A 20,097-nucleotide genomic window follows, 5' to 3' on the forward strand; every position below is an offset into this window, starting at 1 on the left:
ATTAGTAATTAAGAAAGACGCGACTATTCAATTTGAGTAGTCGTGTCTTTTTGTCGAAAATTCACAAACTAACCAACTTTAAAATCCACATCTTTAGCTCGGTGGGCCTGGTTTATAATGCTATTTTTCACAAGAAGTTTTGTGACTACTCATTTTTACAAAGAAAGCGTACAATGAAAATTATTAATATTATTACGCAATTATTTAAAGAGGTATTAAACTCATGGCTGAGATGAAGAAGTATGGTGCCGACCTAGTTGTCGACAGCTTGAACAATCACGGCGTTGATTTGGTATTCGGAATTCCCGGTGCTAAGATCGACCGTTTGTTTGAAACGTTGGAACACCCAGCAGAAGGTGCTGTGTCACCTAAGTTGGTTGTTACGCGTCACGAACAAAACGCTGCCTTTATGGCACAAGGATTTGCTCGCATTACAGGAAAGACGGGAGTTGTGATTGCAACGTCAGGACCTGGTGTTGGTAACTTGGCTTCAGGTTTGATGACGGCGAGCGCTGAAAACGATCCAGTATTGGCCATCGGTGGACAAGTACCTCGTAAGGACTTGTACCGTTTGACACACCAAAGCACGCCATCAGCTGCTTTGTTTGAGCCAATCACGAATTATTCAGTTGAAATCCAAGATCCAAACAACATTTCAGAAATCTTGTCAAACGCGATTGCACAAGCCAATGGTCCTAAGCCTGGTGCTGCTTTTGTTTCTTTGCCACAAGATGTTGACGATGCAATTGTTGAAGCTAATGCATTGCCACGTGTTGAGCCAGCTCGTATGGGTTCAGCCTCATTGACTGATATTGCTTGGTTGGCTGAGCAAGTTAAGCAAGCTGAAATGCCTGTTATCTTGGTCGGCGCACGTGGATCAGACGACGCAACTACGGAAGCATTGCACCAATTGTTGACGCAAACGACGTTACCAGTTGTTGAAACGTACCAAGGTGCTGGGGTTATCTCACGTGATTTGGAAGAAAAGACTTTCTTCGGACGTATCGGTTTCTTCCGTAACCAAGTGGGTGATCAATTGTTGGCCCAATCTGATTTGGTAATTACGGTTGGTTACGATGCAATTGAGTATGAGCCACGTAACTGGAACAAGAATGCTGATTTGCGTATTGTTGCTTTGGATACGGCTGCTGTTCAAATTGATAACAACTTCACGCCAGAGCGTCAATTGATTGGTACGTTGGCCGACACCTTGGCCTTCTTGAAGGAAAAGGTTGCTGGTTACGAGTTGCCAGTCGCTTCACAAAACAAGTTGGCAGAGTTGAAGGCCGCTTTGCGTGCAGCTGACGAGCCTAAGTACACGCCAGCTGATGCTGGTTTGAACCACCCGTTGAATGTTATCAAGTCATTGCAAAACCACATGACAGATGACATGACGTTGACGTCAGACATCGGTTCACACTACTTGTGGTTGGGTCGTCACTTTAAGTCATACGTACCACGCCACTTCTTGATTTCAAATGGTATGCAAACGTTGGGTGTTGGGTTGCCATGGGCCATGGTTGCGGCGATGGTGCGTCCAAATGCTAAGGCAGTTTCAGTATCAGGAGACGGTGGTTTCTTCTTCTCAGGTGTTGAATTGGCAACGGCTGTTCAAATGAAGTTGAATACTGTACACATCGTTTGGCAAGATAATCACCACTACGACATGGTTAAGTTCCAAGAAGAAATGAAGTACGATGGTAAGTCAGCTGGTGTTAAGATCGCTGATATTGATATCGTGAAGTTTGCTGAAGCGGCTGGTGCCAAGGGATTGCGCGTTGATACGCCAGACCAATTGGACGCCGTCTTGGACGAAGCATTTGCGACTGAAGGTCCAGTTGTTGTTGAAGTACCAGTGGATTACTCACACAACTTCGAATTGATGTCACAATTGATTGAATCAGAAATCTAATGATGAGGGGGTGTCCGGTCATGGACGCCCCTTTTTTGTAAAAAAATAGGAGGAATCGAATAATGGCAACGGTTTATCAACATAGTACGTTAGCTGCATTGATGGCAGGATTGTTGGGCGGTACGATAACTGTCGGCGAACTGAAGGAACATGGTGATACAGGTATCGGTACGTTACACGGTGTCGATGGGGAAGTCATCATTTTGAATGGTGAGGTTTACCAAGCTGAGTCATCAGGGAAAGTTAATCATATTACGGACATGTCGACCCTGGTGCCTTTTGCGACTGTGCACCAGGCTCATGGGCCTGAGTCAAAGGCGATTACCTTGAAAGATGTTACGTTGAGTAATGTTGACGTCATTAATGAATACAACTTGTACAATAATTTTTCAGGAATCGGCCTGCATGGTGAGTTTTCACACATCAAGGTGCGTATTGCACCCAAGGCATCTGAACCGTTTCCGTCATTGCTTGAGATTACCAAGCAACAACCAGTTTTCGAACGTGAAAATGTTTCTGGTACGCTGGTTGGCTATTACTCACCTGAGTTATACCATGGTGTGGTAGCTGCTGGTTGGCACGTTCACTTTATTAGTGATGATCGTCAATTTGCGGGCCACGTCTTGGAATTCCAGGCACCTGAATTAACGGGGTCACTGGTGGCGTTCTCTGACTATCAGTTGCATTTGCCAATTGAAAATACCGCTTTCCGTGAACACCATCTCGATATGAACGGGCTTCGCGAAGGTGTTACTGCGGCTGAAGGTAACACAAACGATTAAGAAGATTATGGCAGACACAATTGTCTGCCATTTTTTTGGTAAAGGCGGTACAATGACTGAGTAAGAAAAGTAGAGGTAAAGAAAGATGAGCGAATTTATGCAAGCAGTTGTGACCACTTCAAATGAGGCACAACCACTCGAGGTAATGACGATTCCTGCGCCAGTTGTTTCAGATGAAGATGTGCTTGTTCGTGTGAAAGCTGTGGCGGTTAATCCGGTTGATGGTAAGCAACGTCAAGCGGCAGTCACAAATAAGTCGTCCCATGTTTTAGGTTTTGATGCGACTGGTGAAGTCGTTGCAGTCGGAGCTAAGGTGACGGATTTCAAGTTAGGCGATACTGTATTTTACGCTGGTCAGTTGGGCCGTTTAGGTGCGAATGCAGAGTTGCAAGCGGTCAACGCAGCACTGGTTGCTAAAGCGCCGACAACGTTATCGCACGCTGAAGCAGCTGCGCTACCCCTGACTTTTTTGACGGCATATGAGTTACTAGTCGATAAGTTTGGCCTGACAGTTGCTGAAAATAGTGCAAAGGGTCAAACGATTCTCATTATTAATGGTGCTGGTGGCGTTGGGTCAATCATGATCCAATTAGCAAAGTGGATGGGGATGACGGTCGTTGCGACGGCTTCACGTCAAGAAACAAGCGACTGGGTAACCAAGTTGGGTGCCGATCATGTGGTTAACCACCGACGTGATTATGTGGCGGATATGCACAGCTTGGGCTTTGATTTAGTACCGTACATTGCAATTTTGCATGCCCCGGAAGCCCATTTTGAACAAGCAGCAGCTTTGGTTGGACCGTTTGGCCACATTGGAGCCATTGTGGAGTCAGTGGAACCTTTGCCGGTTGGGTTAATTAAAAATAAGGCAGCATCTCTTGATTGGGAATTTATGTTTGCCAAGGCTAATTATGGGGTCAACATGGCGACACAGGGTCGTGCCCTAGCATTGGCAGCGACGTTAGCAGATCAAGGTGTTTTACGGACAACTTTGACGGAGACGATGACCGGCATGACGGCTGAAACAATTCTGGCAGCACAAGAAAAAGTGGCCGCCGGCAAAGTTAACGGCAAACTCGCGATTGAATTTTAAATAAAATTTAAAAAACGACCGATTCTTTGTGACATTGGTCGTTTTTTGATTCAGTTGACAAAAAACGGATAATTTGAAAACGTGTCACACCTGAACGTTATACCTAGTCTGGCTTGGTGTCGTAATTGTGGGATTGTGTCACACCATTCAAATTTTGAAAACACTTGTGAAAAACATTTTGTGACCGTGAAATTTGCGCGAAAATTATGGCAATATTTACGCAAAATATGGCTTTGTAATACTAATGCAAACTTCGTCATTGTAAACCAATGAATTGTGCCTTGAAGTGCAAATTATTTCGCGTAGAATAAATAACGTACAAATAATAAAGATAATAAAGAAAAGATTAAGAATTGGTTGGTTCTTACGTTTAATAAATCTATATTTGATAGGGGAATATCATAAACATGAATGTATCTGTTAAAAATACGTTATTGGCAGCTGCGGGAACTGTTGCTGCGTTGACTGGATCATCTGTTGTTGCATCAGCAGATTCTGTAACTGTTAAAGCCGGCGATACGTTGTACGCGATTGCAACAGCGCACAATACAACGGTAAATGCCTTGGCTTCAGCAAACGGATTGTCAAACATCAACATGATTTTTGTTGGACAACAATTGCAATTGCCTGGGACATCAGCTAACAACACTGCACCAGCAACAAACAACAACGCATCAGCAAACACAACGACGTCTGCTGGGGCTTCAAACGCAACGTACACGGTTAAGGCCGGTGATTCTTTGTGGGGCATTGCAAACAGCAATGGCATGACTTTGTCAGAATTGTTGTCATTGAATGGGTTGCAAGCAAATTCATACATCTTCCCAGGTGACTCATTGAAGATTTCGGGTGCCGGTGCTGCGACTGCAACACCATCAGCGCCAGCTACAGATAATAGCCAATCTTCTGCTAACACTAACAACAACTGGGGCACTGTTGATAACGGCTACACAAATTCAAACAACACGGTGTCATCAACAAACACGTACCCATACGGACAATGCACGTGGTACGTTAAGGGTGATTTGAACTGGGTTGGTAACTACTGGGGTAACGCAGTAGACTGGGCTTCAACGGCGGTTGCAGCTGGTCACACTGTTAACTCAGTACCAACGGTTGGTTCAATTGCCTACTTTGCAGCTGGTGTTCAAGGTGCTTCATCATACGGACACGTTGCGGTCGTTGATTCAGTTAACGCTGATGGTACAGTGACGATTTCAGAAGCAAACTATGCAGGAATGTTGTATCACGAGCGTACAATTCCAACGTCAGGTTTGTTGTTCATTCACCAATAAGAGAGATTTAATGAGAGCTCGCAAGTGTGGGCTCTTTTTTGTATAACGAGGAGAAAAGTGATGCCGTTCGAACTAACGCCTGGCCGGGTAATTCATACTGATGATGTTGGTCAGATTGACGCAGAAATGCGATTTGATGTCCCAAAAGGTGAGGCCCCTTTTGCCATTACCTTTGCCGAATTTAAAAATAAAATGGCGGGGGCCCGTGTGCAACGCGTGATGATGCAAATGATCATGGCGAGTTTACGCGAAAACATTGGGCAAACATTGCGCAGTGTACTTGGTCGGCCATATCAATTGCAAGGCAATACACCTGCAGAAGGATTTGATGCCGGCGGCTTGATTCAATATGTCTATAATCACGTATTTGGCGTCAGTTTTCCGCAAAATATTGCCAAGCAGTTCACCTTGATTCAGCAAGTGACCTTAGCGGAAACGATGCCGGGGGATATCTTAGTTTGGGGCAGTCTAGCGGTACCGACGGCGGCTGGTGTGTACTTAGGCGGCGGGAAATATATCACGGTTGATATACTAAATGACGTTGTGCAAATCAAAGCGGTGACCCAGTCGTGGTTGCCTGATGTTATTGGATCATTACGTTAATTTTAGGTACGGTCGGGTATAATGATTATGAGGGGGTGACAATATGGAATTTACATTTGAACCAGGCCGTCTATATCATGAAACAGACGGCCAAGTCGACGCAGAAATCCTATTTCCAGCGATCAACGATGGGCAAACGTGGTCGATTGACTACACCTTTGTGGATCCGGCATTGCGAGGCCAAGGGATTGCGGGTCAGTTGTTAGCTGAAGTTGTTCGGCGAGCCCAAGTTGACCAAGTCACACTACGACCGGTTTGTTCATATGCTAGAATGGCGTTCTTTAGGAATCCGGAATATCAGGCTTTGCAGGCCAAAAGTTAAGAGTTAGTTGAAGCATTCCGAAAATAACCGGTGTGCTTTTTAATTTGGGGCGTTTTTCGATATACTTAAAACATAACTAACTTTGGGGGATAATTATGAAACGTGGATTTGCAGTTGTTTCAAAATACGCAACGGCGGGGCTTAATCTTCCCCAACGCGCAACGAAAATGGCGGCTGGATACGACTTTGAGGTCGCTGAGGACTTTACGCTACCATCAATTTGGAAGCTCCCATTTATTAAGATTTTGGCGTCACTATATATGAAGCGACAATTGACAGATCACGATTATGAAGAGGCGACAGCAACATTGAAGCCTCTCTTAGTACCGACTGGTATTAAGGCATACATGGGTGAAAATGAGTATTTAATGATTGCCAATCGGTCATCCAATCCGTTGAAGCGGGGGATGATTTTGCCAAATGGGGTCGGCATTATTGATGCGGACTATGTGGATAACGATAAAAATGAGGGCGAAATCTTTATTCAGATGGTTAATTGGGGCATCCGAGATATGCATCTAAAAAAGGGTGAACGCATCGGTCAAGGAATTTTCATGCCGTTTTTGGTAACGGATGATGATGCAACACAAGAGAAGAATGATCGTACGGGGGGCTTTGGTAGTTCCGGCGTACATTAAGAGAGGTAGGAGAAATGGCAAAAACAAAAACCCAGTTTGTATGTTCTAACTGTGGGTATGTTTCACAACGTTACATGGGACGTTGCTCTAACTGTGGTGCCTGGGGAACGTTCGTTGAAGAAGTTATTCAACCAGAAAAGGCGGACCGAAAGTCACGCGTTAACCTGGCTGGACAAATTGCGAAGGTTGAGCGATTAGGCCAAGTTAGCATCGAGGAGACGCCACGTGTCGATACGCAAATTGATGAATTTAACCGGGTACTTGGTGGCGGAATCGTACCTGGGTCAATGGTTTTGATCGGTGGTGACCCAGGGATTGGAAAGTCAACGTTGCTACTTCAGGTATCAAGTCAGTTGGCAAATTCAGGCGGAACGATTTTGTACGTCGCTGGAGAAGAAAGTGCTTCGCAGATTAAGTTGCGAGCAGAACGCTTGGGAGTTCGTGGCGATGCGGATTTCTTCTTGTACCCAGAAACGGACATGAGCCAAATTCGTAAGGCAATCGATGAAACAAAGCCGGATTATGTCATTATCGACTCAATCCAAACCATGCAACAACCAGATGTTTCATCGGCGGTTGGATCAGTTGCACAAATTCGTGAGACGACCGCCGAATTGCTCCAAATCGCGAAGACGAACGGGATTACAATTTTTATTGTTGGTCACGTAACCAAGGATGGTGCCATCGCTGGACCAAAGATTTTGGAACACATGGTGGATACGGTACTTTACTTTGAGGGTGATAATCAGCGTAGTTTCCGGTTGCTACGAGCTGTTAAGAATCGATTCGGTTCAACAAATGAGTTAGGGGTCTTTGAAATGAACGAGGGTGGTTTGGCAGAAGTGACGAACCCATCTGGTTTATTCTTGGAAGACCGGCTCTCAGACGCCAGTGGTTCGGCAGTGGTCGTTGCGATGGAAGGCTCTCGACCAATTTTGGTTGAAGTCCAGGCGTTGGTGACACCAACCGTCTTTGGTAATGCCCAACGCACAGCAGCCGGCATTGATCGCAATCGTATTTCACTGTTGATGGCTGTCTTAGAAAAGCGTGCAAACTTGTTGTTGCAGAACCAGGATGCCTATGTGCGTGCTGCAGGCGGTGTAAAGCTAGACGAACCAGCAATCGACTTGGCTGTTGCGGTTGCAATTGCTTCGAGTTACCGGGATAAGGGAACACGGGCAACTGACGCATTTGTCGGTGAAATTGGTTTGACTGGTGAAATCCGGCGGGTGCCAAATGTGGTTGATCGCATTCTTGAAGCGAAAAAACTTGGTTTCAAACGAGTATTTGTGCCACAGCATTCAGTTGATACAATGAAAGATATACCGGGCATTCAAATTATCGGTGTGGCCACATTGGCAGATGCTTTACGGTTGGCATTAGATTAATTTAAAGGGGAAACTATGCGTAGGCGAATAATTCAGGTAGCTTTTTTGGTTGCTGGAGGTGCGCTCGCGATAACAGTATTGCCAATCATTTGGCGCATTTTGGGTGAACATAATCAGATTTGGTTAAATAACCCAATTGTGAACTTTATTATTGGTGGCATATTGTTTTATATCTTGAGCATACCTTTATGGCGACCAATCGATCAGGGGATTAAGCGAATTGAAACGTATTTGAACCAGCAATCACCACTCTTGTTGCTGATTGGTTCATTATCAACTTTGATTGGCTTGGTGATTGCGGTGGTTGTCACCGTACCGTTGCAGCGGGCGAATAATTTCTTTTTAAGTGCAGTTATTCCAGTTATCGTCATGGTGCTGTTGGGGTATTTGGGCTTCCGTTTGGGGACAACGCGGATTGATGAGTGGCGGAATTTAATCCCTAACTTAAATAACGTCACGAAGCGGGTACGGCCACGTCGTTCAGCTAATCAAAGTGACGTGCTAACGGATGAGGAAACAAACTATCACCACTATAAAATTTTAGATACGAATATCTTGATTGACGGTCGAATTGCAGATTTAGTGAAGACTGGCTTTATCGAAGGGACACTGTTGGTGCCCAACTTCGTCCTGTATGAGTTGCAATACATTGCTGATGCGGGTGAGTCATTGAAGCGTGTCCGCGGTCGGCGTGGTCTTGATATCTTGAATGAGTTGCGTGAAACGGACGCTATTCCACTTGAAATGTGGGAGGGCGACTATGAAGAAATTAAAGAAGTGGACGAAAAACTAATTCAATTAGCCAAGGACGTTAACGGTATTTTGGTAACGAACGATTACAACTTGAATAAGGTGACAAAGTTCCAAAACGTTGAGGTTCTGAACATCAATGAATTAGCTGGCGCATTGCGTCCACGGGTTGCGGTTGGTGATCGTTTCAAGGTGACCTTGGTCAAAAATGGTACTGAACGCAAGCAAGCGGTTGGTTATCTTGATGACGGCACGATGGTCGTGGCTGAAGAAGGTCGTGACCATTTGCAAGAGACCGTGACGGTTGAAGTAACGTCGGCATTACAAACAGATGCTGGCCGTATGATTTTTGGTGTGGTTGTCGATTAAGGACTTAACATTGAAAGTCGTTAAAAACCGCGGTATATTAGTAAGCGGTATTATAAACAGAAAAAAGGAGTAGACTAGCATGGCTGAGACTACTGAAAAGAAGATTCGTGTACGTTACGCCCCATCTCCAACTGGGCACCTACACGTTGGAAACGCTCGTACGGCATTGTTTAACTGGTTGTTCGCGCGTCACTATAAGGGTGAATTTGTGATCCGTATTGAAGACACTGACCAAGCGCGTAACATCGCTGATGGTGAGAAGTCACAATTGGACAACTTGGCATGGTTGGGCTTGGACTGGGATGAATCACCAGCCAACCCAGGTGAGTACGGTCCATACCGTCAATCAGAACGTATGGATATTTACAAGCCGTTGATTCAAGAGTTGTTGGACCGCGGTTTGGCGTACAAGTCATACAAGACGTCTGAAGAATTGGAAGCTGAGCGTGAGGCACAAATTGCTGCAAAGCAAGCCCCACACTACGTTTACGAATATGCTGGCATGTCAGATGACGAAATTGCAGCCGCACAAGCTGAGGCTGAAGCAAAGGGCTTGCAACCAGTTGTTCGTTTCCGTGTTCCAGAAGACAAGCCATATGCTTGGGATGATATCGTAAAGGGTCATGTTGAAATCAACTCAAACACTATCGGTGGTGACTGGGTTATTCAAAAGGCTGATGGTATGCCAACGTACAACTTTGCCGTTGTTGTGGACGACCACATGATGGAAATCTCTCACGTATTGCGTGGGGATGACCACGTGTCAAACACGCCAAAGCAATTGATGATTTACGAAGCCTTCGGTTGGGAAGCGCCAATCTTTGGCCACATGACGTTGATTATCAACGCTGAGACAGGTAAGAAGTTGTCAAAGCGTGACGAGTCAATCTTGCAATTCATCGAGCAATATCGTGAATTGGGTTACTTGCCTGAAGCAATGTTGAACTTCATTGTTTTGTTGGGATGGTCACCAGTGGGTGAAAAGGAAATCTTCAACAAGAACCAATTGGTTAAGATGTTTGATGAAGCCCGCTTGTCAAAGTCACCAGCTAAGTTTGATAACAAGAAGCTTGAATGGGTTAACAACCAATGGATCAAGACGGCTGACCAAAACATGGTCTTTGACAAGTTGATGCAACAACTTGTAAAGTCAGAACTGGTTAACCCAGCCGAATTAACGGCTGAAAAGATGCAATGGTTGCGTTCAGTGATGAATGTATACATGGATGGTGTTTCATACACGTCACAAATTGTGCCATTGGTAAAGCCAGTCTTCTTTGAGATGCCAGCTGCTGATGCTATTACGGATTCAGCAAAGGAATGGATGGCCGCTGAAAACGTGCCAGCAATGTTGAACTTGTTCATCGAAAAGATTGAAGCAATGCCATTGTTCACGGCAGCTGCTATCTTGACGGCAATCCGCGAAATTCAAAACGAAATGGACGTCAAGGCCCGTGCTTTGTGGAACCCATTGCGTATTGCAACGACGCGTGAGGAGCAAGGTCCAAACCTTGGTGAATTGCTAGAATTGCTAGGACGCGAGCAAACAATCGCAAACATCCGCGAATTCTTGTAAAATTTAACAACTAATTAGCTCAGTACCAATTCGGTGCTGGGCTTTTTTTGTCGGCGTTCAGGGTCGACGCGTTGCGTCGAGGCATGGGACTGGGGGATTTCTCTGACAAAGATGACCCACGGGACACGCCCAATCGCGAGCACTGCCCGTGGCTCCCTTGCCGGTCGCATGCACCAAACTGGAAACTTGGGGTTTTGGCGCATAGACGGGCAGCGGTCGGGTCGGGCTTCTTTGTCCCGTGGGTCATCGCGCCGAAATCCCCCAGCCCCATGCCAGCGGCCGAGATGTTCTAATCTAGCTAAGATAGTCATACACAAAAAAATGTGTGAACTGTGCGGTATGTTGATGGTATTTCAACCCAAGGCTGGTGTAGCAGATGAGATATTTTGAATTAAGTGAGTTAGCCATATATCATCGGTCAAATGTGCGAACAGTTCATCCATTTGTGTTTTGATGGATGGTAATCAAATGATTAGAGTAGCTCTCGGCTGCTGGCATGTGGGTGGGGGATTGGCGTAGCGATGACAGTGGGGAACTCACAAGTTCGGCCGACCGCCGGTTAGACAAGGCGATCGGAACCAGACCCTTAGCACAATTATTTGGGTGCTAGCCGGTGCTCGCGCCGGCGGAGTTTCCCAGCTGTCATCTTTGTCGAAGCCAATCTCCCACCCGCATGCTTCGTCGCAACGCGACGACCAATGTCATGCCCGACAGGATTCAAAAAGAACGCACACAATCAGGGCCTAGAGTGTGTTAAAATAATTATTAGCACCATTGGCTGTATCAGCCGATGAAGACCAAGAGGGAATAGGTAAATATGGCTAATCCATTACGTAAAATAATTGAAAGTGATAAGGGAACAATGCGTCGCTTGAACCGCACTGCGGATCAAGTTGAGACGTTTGCCGATGAAATGGCAGCCCTTTCTGATGAAGAACTACAAGCAAAGACGCCATACTTCCGTGAGCTATTGCAAAACGGCAAGACTTTGGACGATATTTTGCCTGAAGCCTTTGCGGTTGTCCGCGAAGGTGCACGCCGTGTATTGGGCTTGTACCCATTCCGTGTGCAAATCATGGGTTCTGCCGTTTTGCACGGTGGAAACATTGCCGAAATGCGTACCGGTGAAGGTAAGACTTTGACGGCCACGATGGCGGTTTATTTGAATGCGTTGCCACAAGAAGGTGTTCACGTTGTCACGGTTAACGAGTACTTGTCTGCTCGTGACGGTGAGGAAATGGGTGAATTGTACAAGTGGCTTGGTTTGACGGTTGGTATCAACGGGTCAGAAATGTCACCTGATGAGAAGCGTGCCGCCTACAACGCTGATATTACATATACGACTAACTCGGAAATTGGGTTTGATTACTTGCGTGACAACATGGTTGCCCGTAAGGAAGACCGTGTGCAACGTCCATTGAACTTTGCGTTGGTCGATGAAACTGACTCAATCTTGATTGACGAGGCGCGTACACCGTTGATTATCTCTGGTGCGCCTGCCCAAGAGAGTACGCAATTGTACATTCGAGCAGATCGTTTTGTTAAGTCTTTGACGAAGGAAGAAGACTTTACGGTCGACGAAGAATCAAAGACGGTTTTGCTACAAGATGAAGGTATCAAGAAGGCTGAGCGTTACTTTAACTTGGACAACTTGTACGATTCTGGTAACACGGCTTTGACTCACCACATCGATCAATCATTGCGTGCCAACTACACGATGTTCAATAACAAGGACTACGTTGTCCGCGATGGTGAAGTTGTTCTGGTTGATGCGTTCTCTGGTCGTATTCAAGAAGGACGTCGTTTCTCTGATGGTTTGCACCAAGCTTTGGAAGCCAAGGAACAAGTGCAAATTCAAGAAGATAACCGTGCAATGGCATCAATTACGTACCAAAACTTGTTCCGTCGTTACAAGAAGTTGTCTGGTATGACGGGTACGGCGAAGACTGAAGCAGAAGAATTCCGTGAGATTTACAACATGGAAATTGTTGAAATCCCAACGAACCGACCTGTGCAACGTATCGACGAACCAGACTTGTTGTACCCTAACTTGCGTTCTAAGTTTATCGCGGTTGTTGCCTTGGTTAAGGAACTGCACGAGAAGGGTCAACCAATCTTGATTGGTACGGTTGCAGTTGAAACGTCAGAATTGTTGTCTCAATTGCTTGACCGTGAAGGAATCCCACACAACGTCTTGAACGCGAAGAACCACGCCAAGGAAGCTGAAATCGTTGCCAACGCTGGTCAACGTGGTGCCGTGACGATTGCCACCAACATGGCCGGTCGTGGAACTGACATCAAGCTTGGCCCTGGTGTGTCTGATTTGGGAGGCCTTGCTGTTATCGGAACTGAACGACACGAATCACGTCGTATTGATAATCAATTACGTGGACGTGCTGGTCGTCAAGGTGACAAGGGATACTCACAATTCTTCTTGTCATTGGAAGACGATTTGATGATTCGTTTCGGTGGTGAGCGTATTAAGACCTTGATGGAACGCATGAACCTTGCTGAAGAAGACGCCGTTATCAAGAATCGTTTGATTACACGTTCAGTTGAATCAGCCCAAAAGCGTGTCGAAGGTAATAACTACGACTCACGTAAGAACGTTTTGCAGTATGACGATGTTATGTCACAACAACGTAACACGTTCTATGCCAACCGTAACCAAGTTATCGATGAAGAAGAATCATTGCGCAATGTTATTTTGCCAATGGTTGAGCGAACGATTAACCGTGTTGTAGAGCGACATGCCTTGGGTAAGGAAGATGAATGGGACTTGCAGTCAATTGTTGATTTTGCTGGGGCTGTCATTGTGCCGGATGATTCAATTGATGTGTCAGATTTGCAAGGCAAGTCACAAGACGATATTAAGGCATATTTGTACAACCGTGCCAAGGAAGTCTACGATCAAAAGCGTGATGCTTTGGTTGACGATGAGCAATTATTGCAATTCACACGTGTTGTTATCTTGCGTGTCGTGGATGCCCAATGGACGGACCACATGGATGCCATGAACCAATTGCGTGATGCCATTCAATTGCGTGGTTACGGTCAGTTGAACCCATTGATTGAATATCAAAACGAAGGATTCCGCATGTTTGAAGAGATGATTGCTGGGATTGAATATGACGCCACGCGTTTGTTCATGAAGTCAGAAATTCGTCAAAACTTGCGTGCCTAAACACGAATTTAACGGGGAAAGTCGGGTAGCTGGCTTTCCTTTTTCATATCAAAGAGGAGAAAATAATGGAGCTTTCAGAAGCACGTCGTTCATTAGCTGAAATGGGCGAAGAAATTACGCGATTTGGTGAGTCATTGGATTTGGATGCTTTGAATGACGAAATTGCCGCGAACGAAGACGACATGGCGCAACCTGATTTTTGGAATGATAATGTTGCTGCTCAAAAAGTGATCGACGCGAATAACATTTTGAAGGGGCGCCGAGATGATTATTTGAATCTGACGGCAGGCGTAGAAAATGTTGAAACCGCCCTGGAACTGTTAGCTGAGATGCCGGATGAAGATATGCAAGCCGAGATGGAAGCCGATCTTGAAAAGTTAGCCGCTGACTTGGAATCTTACCGATTGGCTCAGTTGCTTAATGAACCTTATGACAAGAACAACGCGATTCTTGAAATTCACCCGGGTTCAGGTGGAACGGAATCCGCTGACTGGGGTGCTAACCTGCAACGAATGTATACCCGTTGGGCGGAACGCCATGGTTTCAAGGTTGAAATCATGGATTATCACCCCGGCGATGTGGCCGGCATTGATTCGGCGACCTTGATGATTACGGGGCATAATGCGTACGGTTATTTGCGCTCAGAGCGTGGAGTGCACCGATTTGTTCGTATCTCACCGTTTGACTCAGCTGGTCGTCGTCACACGTCCTTTGTTTCAATCGACGTGATGCCAGAATTGGATGATTCAGTGGACGTCGATATTAACCCAGCCGATGTTAAGATGGACGTTTATCGTGCATCTGGAGCGGGTGGACAGCACATTAACAAGACATCATCAGCCGTTCGTTTGACACACATCCCAACTGGAATTGTCGTTGCCTCACAGCAGCAACGTTCACAATTTCAGAACAAGGATACAGCCTACGCTATGCTTCGTGCCAAGCTTTACCAACTTGAGATGGATAAGAAGGAAAAGGAACGTGCATCAATTGCCGGTGAGCAACTAGAAAACGGTTGGGGGTCTCAAATTCGATCATATGTCTTCCAACCATACCGAATGGTAAAAGATCACCGAACTAATTATGAGTCTGGTAATCCACAGGGCGTAATGGATGGTGATCTAGATCCGTTCATTAATGCTTACCTACGTTGGAAGCTTGCTGAGCAAAATCCTGACTAAAAGTAACAAAGTGTTCTTTTCACAATGAATGATTTATCGGAATGTTTGTAAGAAAGTGTTAAACAATACATTTATGTACATTAATTCACAATTTTTCAGTAGCGACAAATGCCTATTTAAAGGTGTTTGTCGCTTTTTGTTTCATGAACGAAACATCATGTGTGAAGAAAGTGTGAATACTCTATTGCTAAATTTATGTAAGTACATTATAGTTATATATGTTAATTGATTCACATATTTTATTTAGGATTATTTAGGAGATATTATTATGATTTCATGGTTGCGTAACAACAAGGTTGCAATGTGGATTTTGACGATTGCACGTGTTTACTTGGGTACACAATGGGTAATGGACGGTGTTGAAAAGGTTACTGCTAAGGGTGGCTTCAACGCTGCAGGTATGATTAACATGGCGCTTGCAAAGCCAGTTACGAACCCTGAAGGTCACAAGGCATTCCCTTGGTATGACTGGTTCTTGAACTTGGCTACGAACCACGGTCACTCAACTGGCTTCTTCTCATTTGCGGTTGCTTGGGGTGAATTGTTTGTTGGTTTGGGATTGATCTTCGGTACGTTGACTTTGGCAGCTGCCTTCTTCGGTATGATTATGAACTTCTCATACTTGGGTGCCGGTGTTGTCTCAGTTAACCCAACGTTCATCTTCATCGAAATGTTCATCTTGATGGGTGGTTACAACTCAGCACGTATCGGTTTGGACCACTGGGTAACGCCATTCTTGCGTTCAAAGTTGCCATTCTTGAACAATGACATTGAGATTAGCAAGTAATAATTACTGATAAAAATAAGCGACTAGAATTTCGGTTCTAGTCGCTTTTTCTTTTGCTTATGCACAAAAAGTAAAAACAAGGTTAATTAACTCAGTTTTAGGACAAAATGAGTACAGCATGGAACTTTTAGTAAACTATCGATAAGTAATGAAGTTAAAGTGGGTTTTATTACGAAGCTGGCTGGGGTGACAATTGGTAATTGTGGCCACGTTAAAGGCTAACTAGCTTTTGAGTAAATTAGGAGTGGGTAAAATGATTCAACGAGATGGGACGAGAAAGAAGCTATATAAGGCAGGCAAGATATGGGTTGTGGCAACCTTATTTGGTGTTGCGCTCAGTGGTGTGGTTGTCGCGCAACCGGCTTCAGCTGCAACAAGACGGCAGACAGCGACGAAAAAAGCGATTGCAACCGCGACCTCGGCAGCGAAAATTGCAAAATCTGTGAGCGTGCAGTCAGCGGCGATTAAGCGAGATGCAACACTGGTAGCTAGTGCTGGCAAACAGGCAATTGCCGCAAGTTCAGCAGCCCGATCAGTAGCGGGTAATGCGTATGCTATCAGCAATAATATGTACGCTGTAAAAGCGTACAGTGCTGGTTCGGCTGCGGCGACGAATGGCAAGACGGCACAAATTGTCAGCCAAGCTACGAGTGCCACAACAGTTGCAACGTCAGCTAGTGCTATGGCGACTAAACAAGTGGCTGACATATCCAATCGGCAAAAAGTGCTCAAGTCATTTGTGAAAAAAGAAGGGGTTTACAAGTCTGTCGCAACATCTGCTGCTAAGGTGGCTAATTCTGCTGCTGCGACAAGTGCCTTACGGAAAACGCAATCGTATGCGACCGCGGGGAACAAGGCGGTATCAAATGCAAATCAGCAACTAAGTGCAGCAAAATCAAATAAAGCCATGGTAAGTTACGTTGCAAGTGAAGTGCGAGATGATGGTCGTAGTACGAATAGCGCAGTTGCGGCTATTCGGAATAACTTGAAGGCCATCTCATCGGCGACAAGTTATTTATCTGCGAGTCGTGCTAATTTTAGCTATACAACACGTTCTGCTGTACCACAAGAAAACAATGGTATGGTGATGGGGTCATTAGCCTTGAATACGATGGTGGACTCATATACAAATCGTGACATGGCAACGAAGTATAGTGGGTATAATTTGTTGACGCGGGCTGACGTCGCAAAGAATTTAAATTCACAGTACATGAGTATTTATTCTGAAGCGTTGTCAGCAACGTCGTCCGCCACAGTCCGCAATCCAGCAGAATTACCAACGAGTTTGTCTGTTCCAGCCTATGGTAAAACTTCGGCGGGTAATTTAGGCGATCAAAGTGACACTAAGTTGTTAGGCTACTTACGCATTAAACCGACTGATGGTGATCGAGCCGTTGATATCTCGAAAGGGTTAACGACAGCGCAAAATCAAGAGTTGACGAATTACGCTGTTCAATTGATAAATGGCTATCGCAAGACTGTAGGCTTAGATACCTTGAAGACATCTGATTTTGTGTTGAAGGGAACCTTGGCTGATATTACAAATCGTGACCAACAAGGTTATGGTGTGCAACAACATACAAGCTTTAACGATATGTTAGCTGCAATGCGCAAAGCCAATGGGTTAAGCGATACGGATAGCATGTTGGCTGATAAGTTTGTTGACTATGAGCCGACGCAGATTACAACAAGTTATTATCAATGGCAAACCCTTGCTTCGGGAAGCCGAAATTCGCCAGAAGATTGGTCATCGGTCTTTACGATGACGGGATTAAAGGTCTCAATTTATAACGGTATTTATGGCATGTTATTTGATGACGGTGGCTCTGCATGGGGACATCGTACGACTTTGTTACAGCCTGGTATTCGGACAAATGAGCTTAATGCATCTGGTGCGACAAAGCAATATCGATTAAATATGGCATTGGCCATTCCAAAAATGCATTCAGGTGCCTCAACCGCGTTTGTCATGGATTTGGCGTACGTTGCTAACTAATTAACGTTTTGATTAGTAGGTAAGGATGCAATATATAAAATAGGCAGCCCACATAGTGGCTGCCTATTTTGCGTTATTTTTGTCTGTCGGGTGTAATAGCGGTGACGACAAAATCGATAATTATTTCCAAGGTAATCCCTAATAAATCCAGTAACACGACAATGCCCCCCAATCTTTTGAGATAAGCATATCATGTTGCAATAGTCAGTTACATAAACGTCTTTTAACGACAAAATAAATAAGCGCTACTAAATTAGTAGCGCTTATTTATTAGCTATTGTTTATTTGCGAACGAGTTCATCGTACGTTGCATCATCAAGTACAACGTCGATTTCGCCAATGTATTCGCGGGGGTCATCCTTAACGAAGGTGCGCTTGAAGACGAACAAACCATCTTCAGGTGAGGCTTCGCCGATACCACCCATATCATATAATGAGACGTTGCTATCCATAGCCCATTGAATCATTTCAGTCTGAACCGCATAAGGGGCGTAGTAGATGTTACCATCCATTGAACCAGCATACATGTACCAGATCTTGTCACCGAACTTGAAGCCAACCCCAGTTGAAAGCAATTCGCCTTCGCGCTCAGCAATGTAGATACGCATAATATCGTCACCAGGGAACGCTGCCTGCATCCGCTCAAAGTATTCCTTAGGACGGTGAGAAATACCGTGACGGTCGGCCATATCGCCGTACGTCTCAAAGAATGCGTCGAGGGCAGCTTGATCGTTAGCATAACGCACCGTCACGCCATCACGGAATGGGCGCTTCAACTTTGACTTTGTCTTTGAAGGGTACAAGTCAAGGGTTTCCTTCGCCTCTGGCTTAGCAGTCAAATCGATGACCATGTTCAACCGTGGTTGGATAGTTGCGTGCATACCTTCATCAGCCACGTTTCGGTTACGTGTTTCATACCCGCGTGCGTGCAAATCAGCATCCAATTCCTCTGAAAAGGCAATTTCAGGGTCGATACGCAATAGGTAGGCATCATCGTCAGCCAAAGCCACCTTCGCTTCGGCAATTAGTTGATCAAACAAGTCTAAGTCAGTCATATCCATGACAGGCCCCTTAGAAGCGTAAGCAAACTTTTTACCACTTGGCGTGTTAGTTAACAACATTGAAATGGCTGCGACAATTTCGCCAGCCTCGTTTTCTACATATGCATATCGAGGCTCCCAGTTATTCTTAACTTGGGCCCAACCAAGGTCTTGTGTCACCTGACCAAACTTTGAACTGCGGACAAAATCGTTGTAACGTGCGACCGCAGTTTCATCACTCATATCCAAAACTGGCATGATATCCTTCTTTCTCTTTGCTTTAAATTCGTCAATTAATTATTGTAGCTTGCTTAGTGCAACTAAGCTACAAAATACCTTAAAAATTATAACATAGGCAAGTTACTTAAATTCAGCGTATAATAGAACTATGGAAACTATTACATCAGTACAAAATAGCCGTGTTAAGTCATGGCAAAAGTTGCAAACGAAGAAGGGTCGCCAAGCAAGTAAGACATACTTATTGGACGGCTGGCACTTGGTCCAAGAGGCCATCCAACACGAGGGTAAGTTGCATGCGATTATGGCAACACCCGAACAATTAGCAGAGCACCAAGAGGCGTTGCCACTTGGTGTGCCTGTTTTTGAAATTACGACGGATATCGCTAAGAAGTTGTCTGATTTGGTAACACCACAAGGTGTTTTTGCGGAAGTATCTTTGCCAACAGCAACCCGTGAGCCACGTTTTATTCACGATGGCGCATGGTTATTCTTGGATGCGATTCAAGATCCTGGTAACATCGGTACGATGGTTCGTACAGCTGATGCAGCAGGTTTCGCCGGGGTTGTCTTCGGAAATGGTTCTGTTGATCCATATTCACCAAAGGCATTGCGTGCGATGCAAGGCTCACAATTCCACATGACACTCACAACGGGTGACTTGCAGGATTGGACCGCAGCCTTCACTCAAAATGATATCAATGTGTATGGAACACAATTGGATCCAGAAGCTGCTGACTTGTTTACCATTCCAGCACAGTCACAATTTGCGCTAATCATGGGTAACGAAGGCCAAGGGATGGCTGCTGATTTGGCTAAGATGACGACTAAGAATCTGTACATTCCATTGACTGGGGATGCAGAATCATTGAACGTCGCTGTCGCAGCTGGAATTGCGATGTTTGCCTTGAAGGCGCGCTAAGTTAAAAGTTAGAACGATTGTT

Annotated in this window: 16 protein-coding genes; 15 read left to right on the plus strand and 1 reads right to left on the minus strand. The window is 45.2% G+C overall.

Annotation, left to right across the window (positions count from 1 at the left end):
• The first annotated feature begins 223 nt into the window (after positions 1-223).
• From alsS to ESE_RS0105175, 14 genes are all read left to right on the plus strand, one after another.
• Entirely contained in the window at positions 224-1,912 is a 1,689-nt protein-coding gene (gene alsS / locus ESE_RS0105110; protein ID WP_010372271.1) for an acetolactate synthase AlsS, read from the plus strand.
• Positions 1,913-1,974: 62 nt separating this feature from the next.
• A complete protein-coding gene (gene budA / locus ESE_RS0105115; protein ID WP_010372273.1) occupies positions 1,975-2,694 on the plus strand; it encodes an acetolactate decarboxylase in 720 nt (239 codons plus the stop codon).
• A gap of 85 nt (positions 2,695-2,779) precedes the next feature.
• A complete protein-coding gene (locus tag ESE_RS0105120) occupies positions 2,780-3,787 on the plus strand; it encodes a zinc-binding alcohol dehydrogenase family protein (RefSeq protein WP_010372276.1) in 1,008 nt (335 codons plus the stop codon).
• A 407-nt stretch (positions 3,788-4,194) separates the two neighbouring features.
• A complete protein-coding gene (locus tag ESE_RS0105125; RefSeq protein ID WP_010372279.1) occupies positions 4,195-5,082 on the plus strand; it encodes a LysM peptidoglycan-binding domain-containing protein in 888 nt (295 codons plus the stop codon).
• Between the two features lie 60 nt (positions 5,083-5,142).
• A complete protein-coding gene (locus ESE_RS0105130; RefSeq protein ID WP_010372283.1) occupies positions 5,143-5,685 on the plus strand; it encodes a C40 family peptidase in 543 nt (180 codons plus the stop codon).
• A gap of 43 nt (positions 5,686-5,728) precedes the next feature.
• Positions 5,729-6,007: a GNAT family N-acetyltransferase gene (locus ESE_RS0105135; protein ID WP_010372287.1), complete on the plus strand. Its 279-nt coding sequence runs from the start codon at positions 5,729-5,731 to the stop codon at positions 6,005-6,007.
• Between the two features lie 95 nt (positions 6,008-6,102).
• Complete coding sequence (locus ESE_RS0105140) at positions 6,103-6,645, plus strand: dCTP deaminase/dUTPase family protein (RefSeq protein ID WP_010372290.1); 543 nt, start codon at positions 6,103-6,105, stop codon at positions 6,643-6,645.
• Between the two features lie 14 nt (positions 6,646-6,659).
• The gene (radA, locus tag ESE_RS0105145; protein WP_010372293.1) at positions 6,660-8,033 is read left to right on the plus strand and encodes a DNA repair protein RadA; all 1,374 of its coding nucleotides are present in this window, start codon (positions 6,660-6,662) and stop codon (positions 8,031-8,033) included.
• Positions 8,034-8,048: 15 nt separating this feature from the next.
• Positions 8,049-9,152, plus strand: coding sequence for a PIN/TRAM domain-containing protein (locus ESE_RS0105150; RefSeq protein ID WP_029237460.1), 1,104 nt, complete (start codon positions 8,049-8,051; stop codon positions 9,150-9,152).
• Positions 9,153-9,231: 79 nt separating this feature from the next.
• Positions 9,232-10,728 (plus strand): glutamate--tRNA ligase, encoded by a 1,497-nt coding sequence (gene gltX / locus ESE_RS0105155; protein ID WP_010372298.1) that lies wholly within the window; start codon positions 9,232-9,234, stop codon positions 10,726-10,728.
• A gap of 817 nt (positions 10,729-11,545) precedes the next feature.
• A complete protein-coding gene (gene secA / locus ESE_RS0105160) occupies positions 11,546-13,912 on the plus strand; it encodes a preprotein translocase subunit SecA (RefSeq protein ID WP_010372301.1) in 2,367 nt (788 codons plus the stop codon).
• 65 nt (positions 13,913-13,977) lie between these two features.
• On the plus strand, positions 13,978-15,093 hold the full coding sequence (prfB, locus tag ESE_RS0105165; RefSeq protein WP_029237461.1) for a peptide chain release factor 2: 1,116 nt from the start codon (positions 13,978-13,980) through the stop codon (positions 15,091-15,093).
• 268 nt (positions 15,094-15,361) lie between these two features.
• Entirely contained in the window at positions 15,362-15,880 is a 519-nt protein-coding gene (locus tag ESE_RS0105170; protein WP_010372306.1) for a DoxX family membrane protein, read from the plus strand.
• A gap of 253 nt (positions 15,881-16,133) precedes the next feature.
• The gene (locus ESE_RS0105175; RefSeq protein WP_010372309.1) at positions 16,134-17,876 is read left to right on the plus strand and encodes an SEC10/PgrA surface exclusion domain-containing protein; all 1,743 of its coding nucleotides are present in this window, start codon (positions 16,134-16,136) and stop codon (positions 17,874-17,876) included.
• A 281-nt stretch (positions 17,877-18,157) separates the two neighbouring features.
• Here the strand turns inward: ESE_RS0105175 and femX are convergent, their stop codons facing one another.
• Positions 18,158-19,174 carry a UDP-N-acetylmuramoylpentapeptide-lysine N(6)-alanyltransferase gene (femX, locus tag ESE_RS0105180; protein WP_010372312.1) on the minus strand — a complete coding sequence of 339 codons (1,017 nt, stop codon included), beginning with the start codon at positions 19,172-19,174 and terminating at the stop codon, positions 18,158-18,160.
• Between the two features lie 130 nt (positions 19,175-19,304).
• Between femX and ESE_RS0105185 the strand changes: the two genes are divergently transcribed.
• Positions 19,305-20,075: a TrmH family RNA methyltransferase gene (locus tag ESE_RS0105185; protein WP_010372315.1), complete on the plus strand. Its 771-nt coding sequence runs from the start codon at positions 19,305-19,307 to the stop codon at positions 20,073-20,075.
• Positions 20,076-20,097 lie beyond the last annotated feature (22 nt).

The sequence above is a fragment of the Weissella cibaria KACC 11862 genome (assembly GCF_000193635.1).
GTDB classification, from domain to species: domain Bacteria; phylum Bacillota; class Bacilli; order Lactobacillales; family Lactobacillaceae; genus Weissella; species Weissella cibaria.

Coding starts and splice junctions, on each gene's coding strand:
- alsS (WP_010372271.1), top strand. CDS start 224: ATGGCTGAGATGAAGAAGTATGGTGCCGACCTAGTTGTCGACAGCTTG.
- ESE_RS0105185 (WP_010372315.1), top strand. CDS start 19,305: ATGGAAACTATTACATCAGTACAAAATAGCCGTGTTAAGTCATGGCAA.
- ESE_RS0105120 (WP_010372276.1), top strand. CDS start 2,780: ATGAGCGAATTTATGCAAGCAGTTGTGACCACTTCAAATGAGGCACAA.
- ESE_RS0105130 (WP_010372283.1), top strand. CDS start 5,143: ATGCCGTTCGAACTAACGCCTGGCCGGGTAATTCATACTGATGATGTT.
- budA (WP_010372273.1), top strand. CDS start 1,975: ATGGCAACGGTTTATCAACATAGTACGTTAGCTGCATTGATGGCAGGA.
- secA (WP_010372301.1), top strand. CDS start 11,546: ATGGCTAATCCATTACGTAAAATAATTGAAAGTGATAAGGGAACAATG.
- ESE_RS0105140 (WP_010372290.1), top strand. CDS start 6,103: ATGAAACGTGGATTTGCAGTTGTTTCAAAATACGCAACGGCGGGGCTT.
- prfB (WP_029237461.1), top strand. CDS start 13,978: ATGGAGCTTTCAGAAGCACGTCGTTCATTAGCTGAAATGGGCGAAGAA.
- ESE_RS0105135 (WP_010372287.1), top strand. CDS start 5,729: ATGGAATTTACATTTGAACCAGGCCGTCTATATCATGAAACAGACGGC.
- radA (WP_010372293.1), top strand. CDS start 6,660: ATGGCAAAAACAAAAACCCAGTTTGTATGTTCTAACTGTGGGTATGTT.
- ESE_RS0105125 (WP_010372279.1), top strand. CDS start 4,195: ATGAATGTATCTGTTAAAAATACGTTATTGGCAGCTGCGGGAACTGTT.
- gltX (WP_010372298.1), top strand. CDS start 9,232: ATGGCTGAGACTACTGAAAAGAAGATTCGTGTACGTTACGCCCCATCT.
- femX (WP_010372312.1), bottom strand. CDS start 19,174: ATGCCAGTTTTGGATATGAGTGATGAAACTGCGGTCGCACGTTACAAC.
- ESE_RS0105150 (WP_029237460.1), top strand. CDS start 8,049: ATGCGTAGGCGAATAATTCAGGTAGCTTTTTTGGTTGCTGGAGGTGCG.
- ESE_RS0105175 (WP_010372309.1), top strand. CDS start 16,134: ATGATTCAACGAGATGGGACGAGAAAGAAGCTATATAAGGCAGGCAAG.
- ESE_RS0105170 (WP_010372306.1), top strand. CDS start 15,362: ATGATTTCATGGTTGCGTAACAACAAGGTTGCAATGTGGATTTTGACG.